We start from the raw sequence: 22,390 nt of genomic DNA on the forward strand, positions 1-22,390 counted from the left end.
GGCGGCCCCCGCCGCCGCCCCGCGACGGACGGCGGCCCGCGATACCGCGGTGAGCGACGGCCGGCGGTCTCGGCCGTCGCTCAGCGACGGAATGCGGTCCGCGATACCGCGGTGAGCGACGGCCGGCGGTCTCAGCTGTCGCTCAGCGACGGAATGCGGTCCGCAAAACCGCGGTGAGCGACGGCTCGCGGTTGTCAGCTGCGGCGCCAGACCGCGATGTGTGCCTCTGCGCTCGCCTTGAGCAGGGTGAAGCCGTGTGCGGCGCCGTCCCAGTGCAGCTTCTCGCCCGGGTAGTAGCGGCCGATCATGACCTCGATGCCCGGCGACGGCACGTCGTCCTCGCCGACCGGCTTGAACTCGCTCCAGTACACGTCGTGGTAGTAGACGTAGTAGGCCTCGTTGCTGATGCGCCTGGTGTAGGAGATCGTGTCGTCCGGCCCGACACCGAGATCACCCAGGTCGATCGGCATGGTGAACCGTTGCCCGATCGGCTCGACGAGCCGGTGCCGCATCACCGCCATGGTCGCCACGTTCGCCACCACCACGACGGCCATCACCGGGATGACCAGCCGGCGCACGCGGGTGGCGGCCAGGAGCACGGCCAGCGCGGCCAGACCGATGGCGGTGGCGACGTACGGCCGGAACTGAGACCAGCCCGCGGTCATCGTCATCAGGTCCGGGCCGCCGAACAGGCCGTACGACAGCTGGTGCCCCCGCTCGGCGACGTAGCGCAGCCGGTAGGCGATCACCAGTCCGCCGGCGACCAGGATCAGCACCGGGACCACGGCGTACCGGGCCAGCGTGCGCAGGCGCTGATCGGCCAGCACGGCGAAGCCGAACAGGATCCAGAACGGGACGAACACCTGCACGTAGCGGGAGTAGAGCGCGTCCGACTGGGTGTCCACCAGGCCGGCCAGCACCACGGCCGCCCCGAGGCCGACGCCGACGGTGCTGGACAGGGCCAGCCCGGCGGTCCAGCGGAACGCCGCGTCACGTGCCGGGCGGAACATCTCGACCGTGGTCGCCACCCAGGCCAGGCCGGCCAGCCCGCCGGTGACCACGCACATGTACCAGACGTTGGTGCCGAACGAGGCGATGAAGACCTGGAGACGCTGGATCTCGGTGAACACCGCCATGGTGCCGCCGCCGACGATGTCACCGCGCAGGTGCACCCGGTCGCCGATCAGCATGATGACCACCTGGTTCAGGATCACCGCGAGCATCAGCGGGACCAGTGACAGACCCGCGCCCGGCCGGCCCACCCGCTTGCGGATCAGCAGGAACGCCAGGAACGCGAAGTAGACCAGCACCAGGATCGTGCCGCGGATGTGCACCAGGTAGAGCACGCCGGTCAGCACACCCACGCTGATCGCCGGCGCCTTGCGTGCGGGCGCGCCGATCCACCAGTGGACGGCCAGGAACCAGCCGAGCATGAGCGGCGCCATCACCGAGTCGGTCATGCCGACCAGCGACCAGAAGACACCCGCCGGAACGGTGCCGGTGACGAATGCGGCGGCCAGCGCGACCCGGGTGTTCAGACCGAACATCCGGCGGCCCAGCAGGTACGCCAGCGGCAGCGTCAGCGCGCTGATCGCCGCGTTGATGACATGCACGATCTTGTACGAGGTCGCGAAGTCCAGCCCGAACAGGAAGGCCGGTGAGACGAGCAGCGGATACCCGATCCGGCGGAACAGCGGCGTCTCCGAGCTGAACCCCTCGGGCCCGCCGGCGATGGCCCGCGCCGCGTTCATGTAACTGTCCTCATCGGCGTGTGCGATGGGGTGGGTGATCGGGGCGCCGAGCCAGAGCCGCCACAGCACTCCCGCCAGCCAGCCCAGCGCGAGGATCGCGATGATGATCCGTCCGTGGTCGGTTCGCCTGGCCGTCGTCTCGGGCGGGGAATACGGGATGACCTCTGTCGGCATGGGCGTCGTTTTTCTTTCCTGGGGCGGCGGTCAATCGGCGAAACGGTAGCAGCAGTCGGAGATCATCACTGTCGCGATTTCGCGCACCACGTGCATCGACATTCTCTGGACATGTCACGTCCACATGGCACTCGCCGATTGCACACCGGCGGGCCGCATTCATCCTCGACTCTCGACCCGCACCGATCGGGACTTCAGGGGAATCCGATGAGGCTTGTCTTCGTAACCGCGACAACCGGGCTGATCATGCTGGTCGTCATCTTCGAGCTGCTGAGGCGGCGTCAACTGCGGGAGAAGTACGGCGCGTTGTGGCTGGTAGTGGCCGCTGCCGTACTTCCGCTGGCGTTCGTCCCGACCCTGCTCGACGGGTTCACCTCGGTCCTCGGGATCGCGTCCGGCCTGAGCCTGTTCCTGTTTCTGAGCGTCGTCTTCCTGTTTCTGGTGTCCGTGCACCTCTCCTGGGAGAGCAGCCGGCTGGAGGAGGAGACCCGCAGTCTCTCCGAGGAGATCGCGCTTCTCCGGGCGGATGTCGCCGAATTGCAGGAATCGCGGGAGAGAGTGACCACGCCGTGATGGCAACCGATGAGCGACTGCTCACCATCCTGCCCGCCTGGAATGAGGCGGAATCGATCGACGCGGTGATCAAAGAAATTCATCAGGAATTTCCCGGCACGGACATCCTGGTGGTCGACGACTGTTCCCGGGACGCGACCGCGGCGGTGGCCCGGTCGGCGGGCGCGAAGGTGGTGCGGCTGCCCTACAACCTCGGTGTGGGCGGGGCCCGCCGGCTCGGCTACCGCTACGCCGTCGAGCACGGGTACGACATCGCCGTGCAGATGGACGCCGACGGCCAGCACGATCCGCGGTACATCCGGGACATGGTGGCGGCACTGGCCGACGCGGATCTGGTGATCGGCGCCCGGTTCGCGGGTGAGGGCGAGTACCGGGTCCGTGGCCCTCGGCAGTGGGCGATGAAACTGCTGTCGATGGCGCTGTCCGCGATCGCCGGCACCCGGCTCACCGACACCACCTCCGGGTTCCGGGCCTGCCGGGGCGAACTGATCGCCTTCTACTCGACGAACTTCCCGGTCGAGTACCTCGGCGACACCGTCGACACGATCGTCCAGGCCAAACGCTCCGGCTATGTGATCAAGCAGATCCCGGTGTCGATGCGCCCCCGCCAGGGCGGCACACCGAGCGCCTCACCGGCGAAGGCGATGGTCTACCTGTTCCGCTCCGGCCTGGCGCTGCTGCTCGCCCTGGTCCGCCGGTGACCGCCGACGTAGTCAGGTTGTACCGGAGCAGCGGTTTCCGGTTCCTGCTCGTCGGTGGCGCGAGCGTGGTCGTGGACGCCGGCCTGCTCTACGTGCTGCACGGCCTGGCCGGCCTGCGGCTGGAGCCGGCCACCGCGCTGGCCTTCCTGGCCGGGTTCGTGGTCAATTTCGCCCTCAACCGGCAGTGGTCCTTCGCCTCGACCGGCCGGCTGCGCCGCCAACTCGCCGCCTATCTCGCGCTGGTGGCCGCGAACCTGCTGGTGACCGTCGTGCTGGTGCGGGCGCTCACGGCCCTCGGGCTGATGTACCTGGTGGCGAAGGTGCTCACCACGGCCGCGCTGTCCGTGGCCAACTACCTCGTGTCCCGGAAGTGGATCTTCACCTAGGGGATGGTCGGGTTATCCCTACCTCCGGTCCGGCAGTCCACCGGATCGCCCGGCTGGGCTCGGATGCCTAGGTTCAAGACATGACGACGACACACGCCGACACGGTGCCCTCCCGGAGCCTGATCGGTCGCTACCTGCGCCAGCTGGCGATCGACACACAATATGTGCTGCTCGGTTTCCCGCTCGGCCTGATCACGCTGGTCGTCGGCATCACCGGGTTCGCCGTCGGTGTCGGCACCGCGATCATCTGGGTCGGCCTGCCGATCCTGGTCGGCACGCTGATGCTGTCCCGCGGGTTCGCCATGACCGAGCGCGCCCGGATCGGACCGGTGCTGCGGCAGCGGAGTACGCACCCGATCTACAAGAGCAACCGTGGCCAGGGCTTCGTCCGCCGTACGCTCGGGCCGCTGACCGACGGGCAGACCTGGCTCGACCTGCTGCACGGGATCTTCCGGTTCATCCCGAACATCATCGGTTTCTGCTTCGTCGTGGTCTGGTGGGCGATCGCGCTCGGCGGTCTCACCTACCCGCTCTGGGACTGGTCGCTGCCGCATCCGCCGGACAACTACGAGCTGCACGAACTGCTCGGCTTCCAGGACACGATGGCCAACCGGGTGCTCCTCAACTTCTCCCTCGGGGTGTTCTTCGCCGGCACCCTGTCCTGGGTGGTCCGTGGCGCCGCGCTGATGGAGGCCTGGTTCGCCCGGGGACTGCTGGTCAGCGTGTACGAGCTGCGCCGGCAGGTGGCCGACGCGGAGCAGGCGCGGGACGTGGCCCAGTCGCAGAAGGCAGCCGCGGTCTCTGCCGAGGCGGTGGCCCTGCGCAAGCTGGAACGCGACATCCACGACGGCCCGCAGCAGCGGCTGGTCCGCCTCGCGATGGACCTGGGCCGGGCCGAGCAGCAGTTCGCCGACGACCCGGAGCGGGCCCGCGCGATCGTGGCCGAGGCGCTCACCCAGACCCGGGAGACGCTGGACGAGCTGCGTGCCCTGTCCCGTGGCATCGCCCCGCCGATCCTGGTGGACCGGGGCCTCCAGGCGGCGCTGACCGCGCTGGCCGGCCGGTGCACGATCCCGGTCGACCTGGACGCGCCGCCGATGGAACGGCTGGACCCGGGTGTCGAGTCGACCGCCTACTTCGTGGTGGCCGAGGCGCTGACCAACGTCGCCAAGCACAGCCACGCCAGCGAGGTGCAGGTCAGCGTGCAGCGGATCGCCACCGGACTGATCGTGACGGTCGCCGACGACGGGGTGGGCGGCGCGAGCCTGGCCAAGGGACACGGCCTGGCCGGCCTGGACGACCGGGTGCGGGCGGCCGGCGGAGTCCTCGCGGTGGACAGCCCGGAGGACGGCGGCACCCGGCTGACGGCGGCGCTGCCCCTCTAGAAACAACGGGATCTGACAGCATGTGCGCATGCGGGTGGTAATCGCCGATGATGCGGTGCTGTTGCGAGAGGGCCTGATCCGGCTCGTCGAGGAGAACGGTCATACCGTCGTCTCGGCTGTCGGGGACGGGCCCTCTCTCGTTCAATCGATCAAGGAACACCGTCCGGACGTCTCCATCGTGGACGTCCGGATGCCGCCGTCGCACACCGACGAGGGCCTTCGTGCCGCGGTCGAGGCCCGTGCCTCGGTGCCGGGCAGCCCGATCCTGGTGCTCTCCCAGTACGTCGAGGTGTCGTACGCCGACGATCTGCTCGCCGACCGCCGTGGGGCGGTCGGCTATCTGCTCAAGGACCGGGTGTCGCTGGTCGCCGAGTTCCTCGACAACCTCCGGCGGGTGGCCGAGGGCGGCACCGTGCTGGACCCCGAGGTGGTCGCCCAGTTGCTGGTCCGGCGCCGCCGCGACGACCCGATGCGCAGCCTTACCCCGCGCGAGCGGGAGGTGCTTGGGCTGATGGCCGAGGGCATGTCGAACACCGCGATCGCCCGCAAGATGGTCGTCACCGACGGCGCGGTGGAGAAGCACGTCCGCAACATCTTCACCAAGCTCGGCCTGCACCAGGACGAGGAGCAGCACCGGCGGGTCCTGGCAGTGCTGGCCTACCTGCAACCGTAGGGCTAGCCCTACCTCCGACCGGGGTGTCCGCTGTATCGATCGGCCACTTCGGACTCCATAGCGTCTTTACCCATGGAGAACAGGGAAAACGTCAAGGGGATCGCGGCTCGCGTCGCGATCTGGAGTGCCCGCCATCGGGCGCTCGCGATCCTCGGATGGATCGCTTTCGTGATCGCGACGGTGGTCCTCAGCGCCCAGATCGGCACCCGGCAGGCGGACGAGGGCACGGCCGGGCACGGCGACTCGGGCGACGCCGACCGGATCGTCGCGGCGGCCGGTTTCCCCGAGCAGCCGGCCGGCGAGATGGTGCTGATCCAGAACCGGGCCGGCACCGACCGGGTGGCCGCTGCGGAGGAGGTCACCCGGGCTCTCGGCACGGTCCGGGACGTCATCGACGTGCAGGCGCCGATCGAGTCGCTGGACGGCCGGTCGACACTGATCACCTTCAGCATCGCCGGTGACGCCGAGACCGCCGAGGAGCGGGTCGGCCCGGCGATGGATGCGGTCGCCCGGGTGCAGAGCGCCCACCCCGAGCTGTACGTCGCCGAGGCCGGTTCGGCCAGCGCCGACCAGCTGGTCAGCGAGGAGCTGGACGGCGGCCTGAACCGGCTGGGGATGCTCTCCATCCCGGTCACGCTCGGCATCCTGCTGGTGGCCTTCGGCGCGGTGGTCGCCGCGTTCCTGCCGGTGCTGCTGGCGATCATGTCGGTGGTCGCCGCGATCGGCCTGATGGCGGCGGCGAGCCGGTACGCTCCCGCGGTCGACGAGACGACGCACGTCATGCTGCTGATCGGCCTGGCCGTCGGGGTCGACTACTGCCTGTTCTACATCCGCCGGGAGCGCGACGAGCGCCGCCGGGGCGCCGACCCGCACCGGGCGCTGACGATCGCGGCGCAGACCTCGGGACGATCGATCTGGGTCTCCGGCCTGACCGTCATGATCGCCATGGCCGGCATGTTCTTCACCCAGGACGTCGTGTTCGTCAGCTTCGCCGCCGGAACCATCCTGGTGGTGGCCACTGCGGTGCTCGGCTCGCTGACCGTGCTGCCCGCCCTGCTCTCGGCGCTGGGTGACCGGGTCGACGCCATCAAGATCCCCGGCCTGTACCGGCGCAACAGCGATGGCCGGGTCTGGAACGCGCTGCTCAGACTCGTACTCGCAAAGCCGTTGATCTCGGCGATGGTCGCCATCGCCGCGCTTGCCGCCTTGGCCTACCCCGCGCTCGATCTGAAGACCCGGGGCCAGTCCATCCAGGACGTGTCGCCGAACGCCCCGGTGGTGCAGACCTTCGTCGCCATCGGCGAGGCCTTCTCGAGCAAGACCACCCCGGCGCAGATAGTGATCAAGGACGATTCGGTCCGGACGCCCGAGTTCGAGCGGACGCTCGCGGCCTTCAAGACCGCGGTCGCCGGCAGCGGCGGGAAGCTCGTCGAGCCGGTCGACGTCGAGGTCAACCCGGCCGGGAACGTCGCGATCGTCTCGGTCGGCCTGGCCGGCAAGGAGAGCGACGACGTCGCCGTCGACGCGCTGAACCTGCTGCGGGACCGGGTGGTGCCGGACACGTTCGGCGCCACGGCGCTGGTCACCGGATCCACCGCGGGTGGTGTCGACTACAACGAGCAGCTGTCGAAGACTCTGCCGCTGGTGTTCGCGTTCGTCCTCGGACTGGCCTTCATCCTGCTGCTGGTGTCGTTCCGGTCGGTCGTGGTCGCGGTCACCGGGCTGCTGCTGAACCTGCTGTCGGTCGCGGCCTGCTACGGCATGCTGGTCTGGGTCTTCCAGTACGGCCACTTCGAGAAGGAGCTCGGCTTCGTCTCCGGTGGGGGCATCACCAACTGGATCCCGATGTTCCTGTTCGTGATCCTGTTCGGGCTCTCGATGGACTACCACGTCTTCGTGGTCAGCCGGATCCGTGAGGGCCACGACCGGGGCCTGTCGACCCGGGACGCGGTCCGTGAGGGCATCGGCCGGACCGCCGGCGTGATCACCAGCGCCGCCGTGGTGATGGTCGCGGTGTTCGCGCTCTTCGCCACGCTGCCGCTGACCGCCACCAAGGAGCTGGGCGTGGGCCTGGCCGCCGCGGTCCTGCTGGACGCCACGATCATCCGGGCGGTGCTGCTGCCCGCGGTGATGGCGATGCTCGGCCGGGCCAACTGGTGGCTGCCGAAGTGGCTGGGCTGGCTGCCGGAGGTCGCGCACGAGCTGCCCGCCGAGGACGTTTCGGCTCGCACGGACGAGCGGGAGCTGACCCCGGTCAGCTGAGCAGGTGCCCGAGGGCGCCGCCGATCACGGCGGCGCCCATTCCGGCTGTGATGCTGAGCAGCGCGTACCCGGTGGCGGCCAGGATCTCCCGCCGCCGGGACAGGGTCAGGATCTCCCAGCTGAACGTCGAATACGTGGTGAGCGCGCCGCAGAACCCGGTGCCGAGCAGCGCCACCAGGCCGGGAGCGAGCGGCAGCCCGAGGACCAGGCCGAGGACGAACGAGCCGGCCACGTTGACGGTGAGCGTGCCCCACGGGAAGGCCGCCCCGAACCGGGCCTGCATGACCCGGTCGGTGAGGAAGCGCAGCGGCGCGCCGACCGCCGCGCCGAGAGCCACCAGCAGGACTGTCATCGGGCCAGGGCGCTGCCGGCCGCGACCGCCACCACGGCGCCGATCAGGGTGGCCGCCAGGTAGATCAGCCCGGCCTGGGTGACCTCGGCGATCGCGGTGGAGAACGTGGTGTAGCCGCCGAGGAAGCCGGTGCCGAGCAGCAGTCGCGGAATCCGGCCCTGGATCCGGGTGTAGAGCACACCGATCAGGAAACAACCCGACACGTTGATCACCCAGGTCGACCAGGGGAAGCCGCCGGGGTGGTGCGGCCAGGCGGTGGCGATGCCGAAACGGGCGAGGGCGCCGAGCACGCCACCGGCGGCGACGGCGGCCAGATCGGCGGGGTGCACGTCGAGATCCATCACCCGGGACGTTAGCCCACAGCCGGGCGGCCGGCCGGGGGGACGTGGCGGCGTCCACCCCGGCCGGTTCCAGGCGCTCCTGCTGGAGAGCGAGCCTGTCCGTCCACTGTAGAACACGATCTTGCGGATCGCCCACCGACCCCGGAGGGGGACGGCTCCTGAATTCTGGTTGTCGAGGCGGTTACTTCCCCGAGGCATTGCCATCAAATGTGCATAAAACAACGTAGTAAGGGCTGATAACGTGCGGCTCCGCACGCGGACGGAGCGGAAGACGATGCACCACGCCAATCACCACTACGGCCACTCGCACATCCTGGCCCGCTACTGCCGGATGCCGGAACCGTTGCACCCGCCCCGGATCCAGGGGTACCTCCAGCACGGCTGGAACATCGGGGACGGGCTGGCGCCCGGCACGCCGTACGTCGACGGCGCCCGCCTGCTCGTCTGGTCCGAGGAGACCCGACGTCGCTCCTGGTCACAGGGCCGGCGCAACGTGGTGGTGGTCGGCGCGCCGTTCGCGTACCTGGTCGAGACGACGCCGCCGCCCACCGAACCCGGCGAGGGGACGATCTTCTACCCCTTCCACGGCTGGGAGGGCCAGCAGGTCCACGGCGACCACCAGCGGCTCATCGACGAGGTCCGGGCGACCGAGACCGGCCCGATCACCGCCTGTCTGTACTGGAACGAGTACCGGATGCGCCGGGTCCGGCACCTCTACGAGCAGGCCGGGTTCCGGGTCATCTGCCACGGCTACCGGGGCTTCTGGTGGCGTGACCACCACCGTGACTTCCTCGTCGACCAGCTCGCCGAGCTGCGCCGGCACCGCCGGGTCGTCTCCAACCGGCTGTGCAGCGCCATCTGGTACGGCCTGCTCGCCGGACGGGAGGCGGCCGTCTACGGCGATCCGATGGTCCTGGACAACGCCGACATGACCTTCGGTGGCGAACCCCGTCTGCACCGGCAGTGGCCGGAGCTCTACGGCCGGGAGACCGACTTCGCGACCGGCCACCGACTCGCCCGGATCCAGCTGGGCGCCGACGAACTGGCCCGCCCCGACGAGCTGCGCAAGCTCCTGGGCTGGCCGAAAGAGGGGTACGTGTGATGGCGAACCTGATCCGCTCCGGCGGCGAGATGTTCAACTGGAGCGAGCCGGCCGGCCGGAACAACCCGCTGCTGCACCACCTGATCGCCGAACTGGCCGGACCCGGGCGGACCGTGCTGGTCGCCGGGCCGCACCCGGCCGAACTGGTCACCGCGCTCGACGCGGGCGGCGCCGAGGTGACCTGGGTGCTGCGTTCGCTCACCGACGCCGAGCAGGCCGCCACCGGCCACCCCACGATCACGATCCGGTCCGGCGCCTTCGGCAAGATCGATCTGACCGGGGGGTACGACCTGGTGGTCGCCACCGACGGCATCGGACGTCTCAACTCGGCCGAGGGCGACCAGCTCTCCGCCGACGAGTTGCTCCAGCTTCTCGCCGGGGCGGTACGCCCGGGTGGCGCCCTGGTCCTGATGCACGACAACCAGCTCGGCGCCCACCACACGGTCCGGCTCGACCCGGGCGCCCGCTTCCGGGACTCCGCCGCGTGGAGCGTCGACGTCGACGGCCCGGCGTCACGCGCCCAGCTGACCGACCGGCTGTCCGCTGCCGGCCTGGCCCCGGCCGCCGTGTGGGCCGTGTTCCCGGAGCCGGCCGATCCGGCCGTGCTGGTCGGCGGCGGCGTCCTCGGTGATGCCGGGTCCCCGCTGCGGCCCTGGCTGCACACGGTCCTCGCGCAGGCCTACACCACCGCCTTCCGTGGCCGCCCGGTGCTCAGCGACCCGCGGGAGCTCGTCGCCCGCGCACTGCGGGCCGGCGCCGAGGAGACCGTGGCCGGCGGCTGGCTGGTCGTCGCCCGTGCGCCGGGCGCCGCGGACCGGCCCGCGGCCTGGGCTGACGTGCTGGCCGCCGACGTGAACGGGGTCTACACCGTCGGCGCGGACGGCCCACGGATGCTGGCGCCCGCCGACGGCCCGCCGGAGATCGACGGGCTGCGCCGGGTTCAGGTGCTCCAGCCGGATGCGGGCGGCCGCCTGGAGGATCGGCTGCTGGCGCTCTGCGCGGCCGGCGACGTGCGCGGCCTGCGGCAGGAGATCGCCGGGTACGAGGCGTGGCTCGGAACCGGCCCGATCAGCGGCCCGGAGGCGCTCGCCGACCTCTCCGGCATCACGGCGACCGGGGACGGGTTCGCCGTGCTGTCCGCCCACTGGGCCCCGGTCGAGCCGGTTCCGGCGCAGATCGCGCTGGTCCGGGCGCTGTGGCAGTTCGCGGTCCGGTTGCTCACCTGGGGGCGGCCGCACCCGTGGCCGATCACCGCGAGCGCCGCCGACCTGGCCGCGATCCTGGTCGGGATGGCCGGCCGCAGCCTCGCCGACGAGGAACTGCGGGCCGCGATCGACCTTCAGGTGGTGATCGACAGTGCCGAGTTCGGCCTCGACCTGGCCGGGCAGCAGGCGCACCGGCTCGCGCTGCGTGCGGTGCAGCCGGGCACCGCCCCGGTCGACGTGGCGGGGTATCACCAGCTGGTGGAGGCCCTGTGGCGGCAGCGCTACCAGGCCTCGCACCTGCTGGCGATGATGGAGTGGACCGAGCGGATCATCCAGTCACGGGACGCGGAGCTCAGCCGGATGGACTGGGAGCTCCAACTCCTCCGGCGTGGCTGGGGCGGCCGTGGCCTCATGCTGGCGAAACGGGCGTACAAGATGGTCCGGAAGTAAGGGTCTTCTCAGATCAGATCCCAGGTGAGCGGGGTGCCCTTGGCCGCGTCGGCGGTGAAGACGCGCCCCAGCACCGTGCCGATCAGGTCGGGCTCGAGGCCACCCGTCGGCCGGATCGAGCGCACGTTCTCCTCGGTGACCGGGTCGCCGGCCCGCACGTCGGTGACGACGTAGAGCGACCGCCGGAACCGCAGGCTCTCCTTCTCCGCCTCGGTCGGGCCGATCGACGTGGTGCCGAGCGCCTGCCAGGCCCGCTCCGACTCGGTGACCAGCAGTTTCAGCTCGGCCTGGTCGAGGGAGAAGGCCGAGTCCACGCCGCCGTCGGCCCGGTCCAGGGTGAAGTGTTTCTCGATCAGCACCGCGCCGAAGGCGACCGCGGCGATCGGCACCCCGATGCCCATCGTGTGATCGCTCAGGCCGATCGGCAGCTTGAGCGCCTCGGCCAGCACCGGGATGCGCCGCAGGTTGGTCTCCTCCGGCGGGGCCGGGTAGGAGGCGGTGCAGCTCAGCACGGTGACGTCGGTGGCGCCGGCGCCCTGGGCGGCCTCGACCGCCGAGGTGATCTCGCGGAGCGTGGCCATGCCGGTGGAGATGATGATCGGCTTGCCGGTCGAGGCGGCCAGCCGGATCAGCGGCAGGTCGGTGACCTCCGAGGAGGCGATCTTGTACATCGGCGCGTCCAGCTTCTCCAGCAGCTCGACCGCGGTCCGGTCGAACGGGCTGGAGAACGGCGTGATGCCCCGCTCGCGGGCCCGTTCGAAGATCGGCGCGTGCCAGTCCCACGGCGTGTGCGCGCGCTCGAAGAGCTGGTAGAGATAGTCGCCGCCCCACAGGTCGTGCCCGGCGGAGATCTGGAACCGCGGGTGCTTCACGTCCACGGTCATCGTGTCCGCGGTGTACGTCTGGATCTTGATGGCGTCGGCTCCGGCCTCGGCCGCCGCGTCCACCAGAGCCAGCGCCCGGTCGAGCGAACCGTTGTGATTGCCCGACATCTCCGCGACGATGTACGGCTTCCTGCTGCTCATCTGCTTCTCTCCGTCCAGACGACCGTCTTCGGCACCCCGTCGACGAGCCGTTCGTATCTGCGTGTCTCGCGGAACCCGAATCGCCGGTGCAGCGCGAGGACCTGCGTGTTCTCGGCGAGCGTCTCGCCGCCCAGGGTGTCCAGGCCGAGCGGGCCGAAGGCGTGCTCGACGGCCGCCTTCTCCAGCCGCATCCACGCGGGCAGGAGGCGCCGGCCGAGCCCCTCCACGTCGAGGTAGAACGACCAGGTGGAACCGTTGAAGATGACCACTCCGGCCGGGACGCCGTCCTCCTCGTAGATCAGGACGTCGGCGCTGCGCCGGGCCCACCAGGCGGCGTGCTCGGCGGGCTGGATCTCGTGGGTGGTCAGGCTGACGGCCCGTACCGACGGATGGTTCCGCCAGGGCAGGACCAGGTCACGGTCGGAGTCACGGGCGGGTCGAAGCACGCCGTCAAGGTATGGAGGTGGTCTTGACCCGCTGTGGCGCCGAGGGGATGTCCCGGGAAACCGCAGGTGTCCGTTGGGTGCCCCGGCGGCGCAGGCCGGCCACCCGGTAGCCGGTGCGCAGAGCCGCGTACATCGTGTAGTTGTCCGCCGCGACCAGCCGGTGCTTGAGACCCGCGGCGCCGGCCGGCGGCAGGTAACCGGCCGGGCGGTGCCGCCGGTACAGCGCGGCGATCTCCCGGAAGAAGGCCCGGCGGTGGCTCGGGTGCATCCGGTTCTCGTTGCCGGCGACCACCAGCAGGTGGCTGATCATCAGAGTGAAGATCCGGATGCGCAGCGCGGGATCGACACCGGCGGCGTCCACCCAGGCGTAGAAGCGGTCCCACTGGGCGAACGCCTCGAAGTGCCGCTCGCTGCGGGTCGCGGTGATCGCGCCGGCCCGGCCGATCCGGTAGTGGTAGCAGACCCGGTTCAGCACGTCGAGGTGCTCGGCGGCGATCAGGACCGGGTTGCTGAACGGCACGTCCTCGTACCACCCGGCGGGGAACCGCAGGTCGTGCTTGTCGAGGAACTCGCGCCGCAGGATCCGGTTCCACGCGGTGTGCTGGAGGCCGATCAGCCGGGTCAGCTCGGGCGCGCCGGTCAGCAGCGCCGAGCTCGCGTCGGTCTGGAGCCGGCCGTCGTCGTGCAACCGCAGGTGGTCGACGAGGAGAACGTCCGGCTCGGTCTCCCGCAGCCGCTCCAGCACCGCCCGGACCGAGCCGGCCGGGAGCACGTCGTCGCTGTCGACGAACCAGACGTACCGGCCGCGGGCCTCGGCCAGGCCCGCGTTGCGAGCCAGGCCCAGCCCGACGTTGCCGGTCAGGTGCAGGACGCGGAGGTCACCGTGGCGGCGGGCGTACGCGTCGAGCATCGCGCCGCAGTCGTCGGGTGAGGCGTCGTCGACCGCGATGACCTCGACCGAGGCGCTCTCCTCCGGGGTCAGCCCGGCACGGATCGAGTCGAGGCACTCGTGGAGGTAGTCCTCGACCGCGTACACCGGCACGACGACGGTCAGCAGAACGTCCATGACGACCACCGTCGACCCCGTACGTGAACCCGAAGGGAACGTACGGGGTCGTGAGCCGGTCTACTGCTTGTCAGCCGGGAACAGCAGTTCCTGCATGGCGTCGGTGGTCAGCGGCTCGGCGAAGTAGTAGCCCTGGCCCAGCTCGCAGTTGCCGTCGGCCAGTTCGCTGAGCTGCCCGGCGTCCTCGATGCCCTCGGCGACGGTGGACAGCTGGAGCGCCTGGCCGAGCTGGATGATCCCGAGCGTCAGGGCCGCGGCGGCCGGCACGTCACCGACGTCGTCCACGAACGACTTGTCGATCTTGATGATGTCCACCGGGAACCGGCGCAGGTAGGCCAGCGACGAGTAGCCGGTGCCGAAGTCGTCGATCGCCAGCCGGACACCCAGGTCCTTGATCGCGTGCAGCCGCTCCAGGGTCTCCTGGCGGTGGTCCACCAGCAGCGACTCGGTCAGCTCGATGACCAGCCGGTGCGCCGGCAGTCCGCTGTCGGTCAGCGCCGCGCCCACCACGTCCGGCAGGTCGGTACGGTCCAGCTGCACCGCCGACAGGTTGACGCTCACGGTCAGCCACTGGTCCTCGGAGCGCTGCTGGTTCCAGTGGGCAGCCTGACGGCAGGCCTCACGCAGCACCCATTCGCCGATCGGGACGATCATCCCGGTCTCCTCGGCCAGCGGGATGAAGTCCAGCGGCGGGATCATCCCGCGCTCCGGGTGCTGCCACCGGACCAGCGCCTCCAGGCCGGAGATCTCCCCGGTGGCCAGCCGCACGATCGGCTGGAACCGCAGCTGGAACTCGTGCCGCAGCACGGCCCGGCGCAGGTCGGCCTCCATCTCCAGGTGCTTCTGGAAGGACTCGCGCATCGACGGCTCGAAGAACGCGAACTGGTCCTTGCCCTTCTTCTTCGCCTCGAACAGCGCCAGGTCGGAGCGGACCAGCAGCTCCTGGGCGTCGAGTTCGCCCGGCTCGCTGAACGCCAGCCCGATGCTGCAGGTCACGAACGTCTCGCGGCCGTCCAGGTCGAACGGGTCACGCATCGCCGACACGATCCGCCGGGCCACCGGCATCGCCGCCTCCATCGACCCGGTCTCCGGCAGCAGCACGGCGAACTCGTCGCCGCCCAGCCGGGCCGCGGTGTCGTCGGTACGCAGGCAGTCCCGCAGCCGGTCGGCCACCAGGACGAGCAACTGGTCGCCGGCGGTGTGCCCGAGCGAGTCATTGATCATCTTGAACCGGTCCAGGCCGATCAGCAGCGCGGCCACCCCGCCGGGCCGGGCCGCCCCGAGAGTGTTCTCCATCCGGGTGACGAACAGCGATCGGCTGGCCAGACCGGTCAGCGCGTCGTGGAACGACGCGTTCATCTCGCGCAGCGTCCGCGCGTCGGCGACGGCCAGGCCGGCGTGCTCGGCGAAGGCCAGCAGCATCTCCTGTGAAGCCTTGTCCCAGACCCGCGGCTCGGTGTGCGATCCGGCGAACATCGCGCCGACGACCACACCGTTCTCGTGCACGGGTACGGCGATCACGCTCTTGATCCGGCTCTCCACCATCTCCGGGACGGCGATCGGCGAAGCGGCGTAGTCGTCCACGGCGACCAGCTCGTCGCCCATGATCGCGAGCCCCGCGACGGCGAGCGAGGTGACCGGGATCCGCTGCATCCGGGCCAGCACCTCGTCCGGGATGCCGGCGCCGGAGACCAGGCTCATCCGGCCCGGCTCGTCGCCCTCCAGCACGGTCAGGCCGGCGATGTCGACGTCCAGCAGCTCGGCGACCCCGGCGGTGACCCGGTCCAGGATCCGGCGCAGCGGCTCACGCCTGGCGATGGCGCGCTGCACCGTGCTGAGCTCGTCGAAGAGCCGCTGACGGCGCCGCAGTGAGTCGATCAGGCGGTTGTTCTCCTCGGCCTGGCGGCGCTCCGCCTCGACCAGGTGCAGCGCCTGGAGACTCAGCTCCAGCACCCGGGCCATGCCGCGGAGCAGGCACACCTCCTCGTCGGTGAAGTCGCCGGAGCGGCGGCCGAGGACCAGCATCCCGGAGGACGTCCCGCCGAGCGGGGCCACCGCCAGGGAGTAGACCGTCTCTCCGGCGCGCAGGGTCGCTGGGCGGCCGACCTGATAGCCGGCGGTGAGGGCGTAGACCGGGATCTCGTCGGCGGGCAGTCCGACCGCGGCGGCGATACCGCCGTCGACGGTCAGCACCGCTAGATCGGCTCCGAGGGCACGCGACGCGCACTCGACTGCCGCATGCTGGGCGGCAGCCTCGTCGGGCCGGTCGGCTACGACGGCGAGGAACTCCGTCAGTTGCTGGGTGGCGAGCACGTGGTTGCAGTCGGCCGATAGCCCGCTCAGCTGAGGGAAACGCGCAGGCCGTTCGCGGTTAGTGCCAACCTGGTCACGAACGGTCAGTGCGCCGACACGTACGGTTGTCAAAATCGATGAGCTGCGACTGAATAGATCCGTGGAGACATCCGACGCGGGTCTGGCATCCGGCCGGGTCGGCGCCGCGTCCATCGCCTTCGCCGGCCTGGCCGCGACCGCCCCGGTCGTCACTCTCGTCACCGTCGTCCCGGCCGCGTTCGCCGCCGGCGCCGGCCCGCTCGTGCCCTGGTCGTTCGCCGTCGCGGGGCTGCTGCTCCTGATCTTCTGCGCCGGCCAGGCCGCGATGATCCGCCGGTTCCCGAGCGCCGGCGCCGCGTACTCCCAGGTCGCACACGGCCTCGGCCGGCCCGGCGGGGTCGCCGCCGCCTGGCTCGCGATCGCCGGGTACCACGCGATCCAGTTCGGTCTCTACGCGCTGGCCGGTCTCGCCGCGGCCCCGCTGCTCAGCGGGTTCGGGCTGACCGCGCCGTGGTGGGCGGTGGCCGCCGCCTGCTGGGCGATCGTCGCGCTCTGCGGGACCATGCGCATCGAGGTGGCCGCCGCGGTGATCGGCCTGTTCGCGGTGGCCCAGGCGGCCGTGCTGGCCGGTGTCGGCGCGGCCAACGTGCTGCAGCCCGCCGGTGGCCGGGTCACCACCGGATCGATCGTGGTCGACTCCGCTCTCGACCGGCCCGCGCTCGGGCTGCTCCTGGCCGTCGCGGCGCTCGCCTTCGCCGGCTTCGAGTCCTCCGCCGCCTGCGCCGAGGAGGGGTTCCAGCCGCGGCGCAGCGCCGGGTTCGGCGGGTACTGGGCGGTGCTGCTGATCACTCTGCTGCTCGGCGGCTTCGCCTGGTCGATGATCGTGGCGTCCGGGCCGGACCGGATCACTGCGGCCGCCGGCCGGGGCCCGGAGCTGCTCTTCGACCTGGCCGGCGAACGGCTCGCCCCGTGGGCGGTCACGCTGGGGCGGGCGATGCTGTTCACCGGCGTGCTGGCGGCGATCCTGGCGCTGCACACGGCCATCGCCCGGTACCTGTACGCGCTCAGCCGGGAACGGGTGCTCCCGGCCGTACTCGGAAGAACCCGCCGACGGACCGCCGCGCCGCGCGCCGCCTCGGTGACCCAGTCGCTGATCGCGGGCGCCACCCTGGCCGGCGCCCATGCCGCCGGCGCCGACCCCGGTCCGCGTACCGCGCGCTGGCTGATCACCGGCGGCGCCCTCAGCGTCCTGATCCTGTTGCTGTTCGTCGCGGTCGCCGCCCTGCTGCGGCTGAACCGGGTGCCCGGCCCGGAGGGGCCGTGGGGCCGTTTCCTCGCGCCTGTTCTGTCCACGGTGTCCCTGGCCAGCCTGGCTTTCCTGGCGTTCCGGGATCTGCCCGCGCTGCTCGCTCTGCCGGCCGGATATCCGCTGGTCCGGGCGATCCCGGCGGCGTTGGCGGCATGTGTGCTGCTGGCCGTCGCGCACGCCCTGCTGCTGCGCCGGTTCCGCCCGGTGGTCTACGCCGGCATCGGCCTGGCCGGCACCCCGGTCGTCATCACTCCGGCCACCCCGCATGCCGAGCCCAAATCAACCCCCATCCCGCGGCAACGCGACCCGGGAGCCCATCGCCCGGAGAGGGTTGACCGGAACCAACTGCGCAGTGCGCCCGCTGAGGTCGAGGGCTCGGAAATCGGCTAGGCGAAGCCGTGGTCGATTTCCGCGCCCTCGACCTCGGCTGAGAGGGCGCAATGCAGCGAGCCGGAGGCGAAGCAATCAAACACAGTCAGCCGAAGAAGTCCTGGACCTGAGTGAGCGTCAGGTAGCCCTGCGGCTCCAGCTCGCGGGGGATCGAGGGCAGGCTCCGGGCGGTCACCGGGCCCTCGGCGGCGTCCTCGGGCGGGGCCGACGGTGTCGGGGTCGGCGGCAGGTCGGGCAGCGCCATCGCCTCCCGGATCACCTCGAACATCGTGCGCACTTCGGTGGACGCCCGCCGGTCCAGCTCGTCACGTCCGGTTCCGGCCGGTGGCAGCGCGCAGGTGAAGTTGGCCCGGAGCTGGTCGTCGACGCGGCGGATGTCGGCGGTCGGGCGCAGGTGGTCGAGCCGGCCTTCGGTGACGATGCCGAGTTCGCAACCGCGGTAACCGGACTCCCGCCACCACTGCTGCCAGTGCGGATCGGCGTCCAGAGTCCGTACGGCGTGTCGCAGCGCCCGCAGGTAGTACCGCGGCGGCTGGCCGTCCCGAGTTGCAGTCCCCAGCCGTGGGTGGAGCCAGAACTCGTCCATGGTTCGCAATGGTTGCAAATCAGGCGGCCCGCGGCAGGGATTCCGGGCGCGCGCGTCCGAGTGGATTACATAAGCACATGATATAAATCGGCCGTGGACTCCTTTCCTGGTGTGGCGCCGACCTTCGAACGCCTTTACGCCGGACTCCGCCGGATCACTCCGCGCGACGAGCTCAGCCTCACCGCCGCCTCGACCCTGGCCCGCCTGGAGCGGTACGGCCCCCAGCGCCTCAGTGACCTGCACGGGCCGGAGGGAGTCACCCAGCCGGCGATGACCCAGCTGATCACCCGGCTGGAACGCGACGGCCTGGCCGCCCGTGGCAGCGACCCCGCCGACGGGCGGGCCGTGCTGGTCAGCGTCACCGACGCGGGCCGGGCCGCGGTGGCTCGCCGCCGGGCCGCCCGGGCCGAGGCCATCGCGCAGAGGCTCCGGCAGCTGTCCCCCGAGGATCAGGCGATCATCCTGACCGCCGGCCCCGCCCTCGACCGGCTGAGCGAGCTGCTGTGAGCGACAACCACAACGCGAGCGACAGATACAACGTGAGTGACAACTACAAGTGGGTGGCGCTGTCCAACACCACGCTCGGCAGCCTGCTCGCCACGGTGAACTCGTCGATCGTGCTGATCTCGCTGCCGGCCATCTTCAAGGGCATCGAGATCGACCCGCTGGCCCCCGGCAACGTCAGCTACCTGCTCTGGATGCTGATCGGATACATGCTGGTCACCGCGGTTCTGGTGGTCACCCTGGGCCGGCTCGGCGACATGTACGGCCGGGTCCGCATCTACAACGCCGGCTTCGCGATCTTCGCGGCCACCTCGGTGTTCCTGGCGCTCGACCCGTTCACCGGCGGATCCGGCGCGCTGTGGCTGATCGGCTGGCGGGTCGTGCAGGCGATCGGCGGGGCGATGCTGATGGCCAACTCGGCGGCGATCATCACCGACGCGTTCCCGGCCCGGCAGCGTGGCATGGCGCTCGGCGTGAACATCGTGTCGATGCTGGCCGGGCAGTTCATCGGCCTGATCGTCGGCGGGGTGCTGGCCGAGTGGCACTGGCGGTCGGTGTTCTGGGTCAGCGTGCCGCTCAGTGTGATCGGGACGGTCTGGGCCTACCGGTCGCTTCGTGAGACCGGAGAGCGGCGGGAGGCCCGGATCGACTGGTGGGGCAACGCGACGTTCGCGCTCGGGCTGACCGCGCTGCTGGCCGGGATCACCTACGGCATCCAGCCGTACGGCGGGCACAGTCAGGGCTGGACCAATCCGTGGGTGCTGGCCGGGCTGATCGGCGGTGTGCTGATCCTGGCGACGTTCGTGGTGATCGAGGCCCGGGCGCCGGAACCGATGTTCCCGCTCGCGCTGTTCCGGGACTTCGCCTTCACCGGCGGCAATCTGGCGAACCTGCTGGCCAGCGTGGCCCGGGGCGGGCTCCAGTTCATGCTGATCATCTGGTTGCAGGGGATCTGGCTGCCGCTGCACGGGTACTCGTACGAGTCCACGCCGCTCTGGGCCGGCATCTACCTGCTCCCGATGACCGTCGGTTTCCTGGCCGCCGGCCCGATCGCCGGCGTGCTCTCCGATCGGTACGGCCCACGCCCGTTCGCGGTCGGCGGGATGCTGGTGATGGCGCTCTCCTTCGCCGGACTCCTGCTCCTGCCGGGCGATTTCTCGTACCCCGTCTTCGCTCTCTTGATCTTCATCAACGGTCTCGGTGGTGGCCTGTTCGCGGCGCCGAACACCGCCCAGTTGATGTCCACGGTCCCGGCCGGGATGCGCGGCGCCGCCTCCGGGTTGCGGGCCACCTTCCTCAACGCCGGTCAGGTGCTCTCCATCGGCGTGTTCTTCTCGCTGCTGGTGGCCGGTCTGGCCGAGTCGCTGCCGGCCGGGCTGGCCGGCGGGCTCATCGCGCAAGGGGTGCCGCCCGAGGTGGCGGCGAGCACCGCGGCGACACCGCCGGTGGGCACGCTGTTCGCCGCCTTCCTGGGCTACAACCCGATCGGCGAGCTGCTCGGTGACGACGTGCTGAGCGCGTTGCCGCAGGCCAGTGTGGCTCGGCTGACCGGTCTGGACTTCTTTCCGGGGTTGCTGGCCGGCCCGTTCCACGACGGTCTCGTGGTCGTCTTCGGGATGGCGATCGCGATGTCCGTACTGGGAGGATTTGCGTCTTTGATTCGTAAAAAGCACCTTATGGAGTGGAGCTCCGGCGTGGACCGGTGATCAGCCCCGTTAAGCCCTTGGACCATATGGGCTTAAACGGACACAAGGGGCTTGGTATGAGAAGAATCTGGGCGGCCGCGACCGCGGTGGCGCTCTGCACGGCAGGCGCCGCGGTGACCGCGGCCCAGGCCGGCGCGGCGGCACGCGGCGGACCGGCGCCGATCACCTGGGCCGCCTGTAGCGAGGGCTCACTGAAAGCACAGGGCGCCGAATGCGGGTACCTGGCCGTGCCACTCGACTATGCGAAACCGGACGGGGCGAAGATCGAGATCGCCCTCTCCCGGGTCAAATCCACCGTGGCCGCCGACAAACGGCAGGGCCCGATCCTGATCAACCCGGGCGGGCCCGGTGGCGCCGGCCGGGGGATGGCCGTGCTCGGCCAGCACGTGCCCAAGCAGGCCGGCGCCGCCTACGACTGGATCGGCTTCGACCCGCGCGGGGTCGGTGCCAGCAAGCCGAAGCTCACCTGCGACGGCAAGTACACCGGGTACAACCGGCCGCCGTACGTGCCGAGCACCCCGGAGATCGACAAGGCCTGGCACGCCCGGACCACCGCGTACGCCGCCGCCTGCGCCAAAGCCGGTGGCGCGCTGCTCGACCACATGCGCACCGAGGACACGGTCCGGGACATCGACCGGATCCGTGAGGCGCTCGGCGTCGAGAAGATCAGCTTCTACGGCTTCTCGTACGGCAGCTACCTCGGCCAGATCTACGCCACCCGCAACCCGGAGCGGGTGCACCGGATGGTCCTCGACGGCGTCGTCGACCCGACCCGGGTCTGGTACCGGTCGAACCTCGACCAGGACATCGCCTTCGACAAGGCGATCAAGGTCTACTTCGCCTGGATCGCCAAGTACGACTCGGTGTACCACCTGGGCCGTACCGCCGCGGACGTGGAGAGGCTCTACTACCGGCAGCTCGACGAACTGGCCAAGAAACCGGCCGGGGAGATCGGGCCGGCCGAGCTGACCGACGTGTTCCTCCAGCCCGGCTACTACGTCTTCGGCTGGGAGGAGACCGCCCGCGCCTTCTCGGCCTGGGTCAACGACAAAGACCCGGCGCAGCTCAAGCGGATCTTCGACGAGAACCACGAGCAGACCGAGGGCGCTGACAACGGTTACGCGGTCTACCTGGCCGTCCAGTGCACCGACGCGCCGTGGCCGGTCAGCTGGAAGAAGTGGGCCCGGGACAACTGGCGGGTGCACCGCAAGGCGCCGTTCGAGACGTGGGGCAACGCCTGGTACAACGCGCCCTGCCGGCACTGGGCCGCCGACCCCGGGATCCCGGCCGAGGTGGACGGCAGCAAAGCCCCGCCGATCCTGCTGATCAACGAGACGCTGGACGCGGCCACCCCGTACTCCGGCGCCCTGGAGACCCGCCGCCGCTTCCCACGATCGGTGCTGCTCGAAGGCATCGGCGGCACCACGCACGCCGGGTCGCTGTTCGGCAACGCGTGCGTCGACAACACGATCGCCGACTACCTGGCCAACGGCACCCTGCCCGGTCGGGTCAAGGCGGACCGCTCCGACAAGCAGTGCGAACCGATCGCCAAGCCGACCCCGCTGTCGGCGCCCGCGAAGCGCTCCCTCAACGAGCGTCTCCTGCTGGTTCCGCCGGCCCGGTCCTGAGACAACGGCCCGGTGGTGTACGCCACCGGGCCGTTGACCAGCAT

The 22,390-nt window shown here is 70.6% G+C and carries 20 protein-coding genes; 12 read left to right on the forward strand and 8 right to left on the reverse strand.

Going from position 1 to position 22,390, the window contains the following annotated elements:
* Positions 1 to 194: 194 nt before the first annotated feature.
* A complete protein-coding gene (locus tag AB0E94_RS48655; protein WP_360342272.1) occupies positions 195 to 1,925 on the reverse strand; it encodes a hypothetical protein in 1,731 nt (576 codons plus the stop codon).
* A 207-nt stretch (positions 1,926 to 2,132) separates the two neighbouring features.
* Between AB0E94_RS48655 and AB0E94_RS48660 the strand changes: the two genes are divergently transcribed.
* From AB0E94_RS48660 to AB0E94_RS48685, 6 genes are all read left to right on the forward strand, one after another.
* Complete coding sequence (locus AB0E94_RS48660) at positions 2,133 to 2,498, forward strand: DUF2304 domain-containing protein (protein ID WP_360342275.1); 366 nt, start codon at positions 2,133 to 2,135, stop codon at positions 2,496 to 2,498.
* Entirely contained in the window at positions 2,498 to 3,199 is a 702-nt protein-coding gene (locus AB0E94_RS48665; protein WP_360342278.1) for a glycosyltransferase family 2 protein, read from the forward strand. Before AB0E94_RS48660 ends, AB0E94_RS48665 begins: the two co-directional genes overlap by 1 nt.
* Positions 3,196 to 3,585 (forward strand): GtrA family protein, encoded by a 390-nt coding sequence (locus AB0E94_RS48670; RefSeq protein WP_360342281.1) that lies wholly within the window; start codon positions 3,196 to 3,198, stop codon positions 3,583 to 3,585. The genes AB0E94_RS48665 and AB0E94_RS48670 overlap by 4 nt, the downstream gene beginning before the upstream one ends.
* Before the next feature lie 80 nt (positions 3,586 to 3,665).
* The gene (locus tag AB0E94_RS48675) at positions 3,666 to 4,970 is read left to right on the forward strand and encodes a sensor histidine kinase (protein ID WP_360342284.1); all 1,305 of its coding nucleotides are present in this window, start codon (positions 3,666 to 3,668) and stop codon (positions 4,968 to 4,970) included.
* A gap of 28 nt (positions 4,971 to 4,998) precedes the next feature.
* Complete coding sequence (locus AB0E94_RS48680; RefSeq protein WP_360342287.1) at positions 4,999 to 5,643, forward strand: response regulator transcription factor; 645 nt, start codon at positions 4,999 to 5,001, stop codon at positions 5,641 to 5,643.
* A gap of 72 nt (positions 5,644 to 5,715) precedes the next feature.
* A complete protein-coding gene (locus tag AB0E94_RS48685; RefSeq protein ID WP_360342290.1) occupies positions 5,716 to 7,905 on the forward strand; it encodes an MMPL family transporter in 2,190 nt (729 codons plus the stop codon).
* Here the strand turns inward: AB0E94_RS48685 and AB0E94_RS48690 are convergent.
* Together AB0E94_RS48690 and AB0E94_RS48695 are read right to left on the reverse strand one after the other, a co-directional pair.
* On the reverse strand, positions 7,898 to 8,257 hold the full coding sequence (locus AB0E94_RS48690; protein ID WP_360342293.1) for a CrcB family protein: 360 nt from the start codon (positions 8,255 to 8,257) through the stop codon (positions 7,898 to 7,900). The genes AB0E94_RS48685 and AB0E94_RS48690 overlap by 8 nt on opposite strands.
* Positions 8,254 to 8,598: a CrcB family protein gene (locus tag AB0E94_RS48695; RefSeq protein WP_360342296.1), complete on the reverse strand. Its 345-nt coding sequence runs from the start codon at positions 8,596 to 8,598 to the stop codon at positions 8,254 to 8,256. The genes AB0E94_RS48690 and AB0E94_RS48695 overlap by 4 nt, the downstream gene beginning before the upstream one ends.
* A gap of 274 nt (positions 8,599 to 8,872) precedes the next feature.
* Between AB0E94_RS48695 and AB0E94_RS48700 the strand changes: the two genes are divergently transcribed.
* Both AB0E94_RS48700 and AB0E94_RS48705 read left to right on the forward strand, forming a co-directional pair.
* Positions 8,873 to 9,700, forward strand: a complete 828-nt coding sequence (locus AB0E94_RS48700) for a hypothetical protein (RefSeq protein ID WP_360342299.1) — start codon at positions 8,873 to 8,875, stop codon at positions 9,698 to 9,700.
* Entirely contained in the window at positions 9,700 to 11,355 is a 1,656-nt protein-coding gene (locus AB0E94_RS48705; protein WP_360342302.1) for a hypothetical protein, read from the forward strand. The genes AB0E94_RS48700 and AB0E94_RS48705 overlap by 1 nt, the downstream gene beginning before the upstream one ends.
* An 8-nt stretch (positions 11,356 to 11,363) precedes the next feature.
* Here the strand turns inward: AB0E94_RS48705 and pseI are convergent, their stop codons facing one another.
* From pseI to AB0E94_RS48725, 4 genes are read right to left on the reverse strand one after another with little or no spacing between them, the layout of a single operon-like run.
* Positions 11,364 to 12,380 (reverse strand): pseudaminic acid synthase, encoded by a 1,017-nt coding sequence (gene pseI, locus AB0E94_RS48710; RefSeq protein ID WP_360342305.1) that lies wholly within the window; start codon positions 12,378 to 12,380, stop codon positions 11,364 to 11,366.
* Entirely contained in the window at positions 12,377 to 12,826 is a 450-nt protein-coding gene (locus AB0E94_RS48715; RefSeq protein WP_360342308.1) for a GNAT family N-acetyltransferase, read from the reverse strand. The genes pseI and AB0E94_RS48715 overlap by 4 nt, the downstream gene beginning before the upstream one ends.
* Before the next feature lie 4 nt (positions 12,827 to 12,830).
* A complete protein-coding gene (locus AB0E94_RS48720) occupies positions 12,831 to 13,892 on the reverse strand; it encodes a glycosyltransferase (protein ID WP_360342311.1) in 1,062 nt (353 codons plus the stop codon).
* Positions 13,893 to 13,952: 60 nt separating this feature from the next.
* Positions 13,953 to 16,205: a bifunctional diguanylate cyclase/phosphodiesterase gene (locus tag AB0E94_RS48725; protein ID WP_360342314.1), complete on the reverse strand. Its 2,253-nt coding sequence runs from the start codon at positions 16,203 to 16,205 to the stop codon at positions 13,953 to 13,955.
* Positions 16,206 to 16,344: 139 nt separating this feature from the next.
* On the opposite strand from AB0E94_RS48725, the gene AB0E94_RS48730 reads away from it, so the two are divergent.
* A complete protein-coding gene (locus tag AB0E94_RS48730; RefSeq protein WP_360342317.1) occupies positions 16,345 to 17,922 on the forward strand; it encodes an amino acid permease in 1,578 nt (525 codons plus the stop codon).
* 85 nt (positions 17,923 to 18,007) lie between these two features.
* On the opposite strand, the gene AB0E94_RS48735 is transcribed toward AB0E94_RS48730, so the two are convergent.
* Positions 18,008 to 18,508, reverse strand: a complete 501-nt coding sequence (locus tag AB0E94_RS48735) for a hypothetical protein (protein ID WP_360342320.1) — start codon at positions 18,506 to 18,508, stop codon at positions 18,008 to 18,010.
* Between the two features lie 93 nt (positions 18,509 to 18,601).
* On the opposite strand from AB0E94_RS48735, the gene AB0E94_RS48740 reads away from it, so the two are divergent.
* The 3 genes from AB0E94_RS48740 to AB0E94_RS48750 are packed head-to-tail and all read left to right on the forward strand — an operon-like array spanning position 18,602 to position 22,346.
* Positions 18,602 to 19,015, forward strand: a complete 414-nt coding sequence (locus AB0E94_RS48740; RefSeq protein ID WP_360342323.1) for a MarR family transcriptional regulator — start codon at positions 18,602 to 18,604, stop codon at positions 19,013 to 19,015.
* Positions 19,012 to 20,718 carry an MFS transporter gene (locus AB0E94_RS48745; RefSeq protein ID WP_360342326.1) on the forward strand — a complete coding sequence of 569 codons (1,707 nt, stop codon included), beginning with the start codon at positions 19,012 to 19,014 and terminating at the stop codon, positions 20,716 to 20,718. The genes AB0E94_RS48740 and AB0E94_RS48745 overlap by 4 nt, the downstream gene beginning before the upstream one ends.
* Positions 20,719 to 20,774: 56 nt before the next feature.
* On the forward strand, positions 20,775 to 22,346 hold the full coding sequence (locus tag AB0E94_RS48750) for an alpha/beta hydrolase (RefSeq protein WP_360342329.1): 1,572 nt from the start codon (positions 20,775 to 20,777) through the stop codon (positions 22,344 to 22,346).
* Positions 22,347 to 22,390: the final 44 nt, after the last annotated feature.

Source organism: Actinoplanes sp. NPDC026670 (assembly GCF_040638175.1).
Classification (GTDB): Bacteria; Actinomycetota; Actinomycetes; order Mycobacteriales; family Micromonosporaceae; genus Actinoplanes.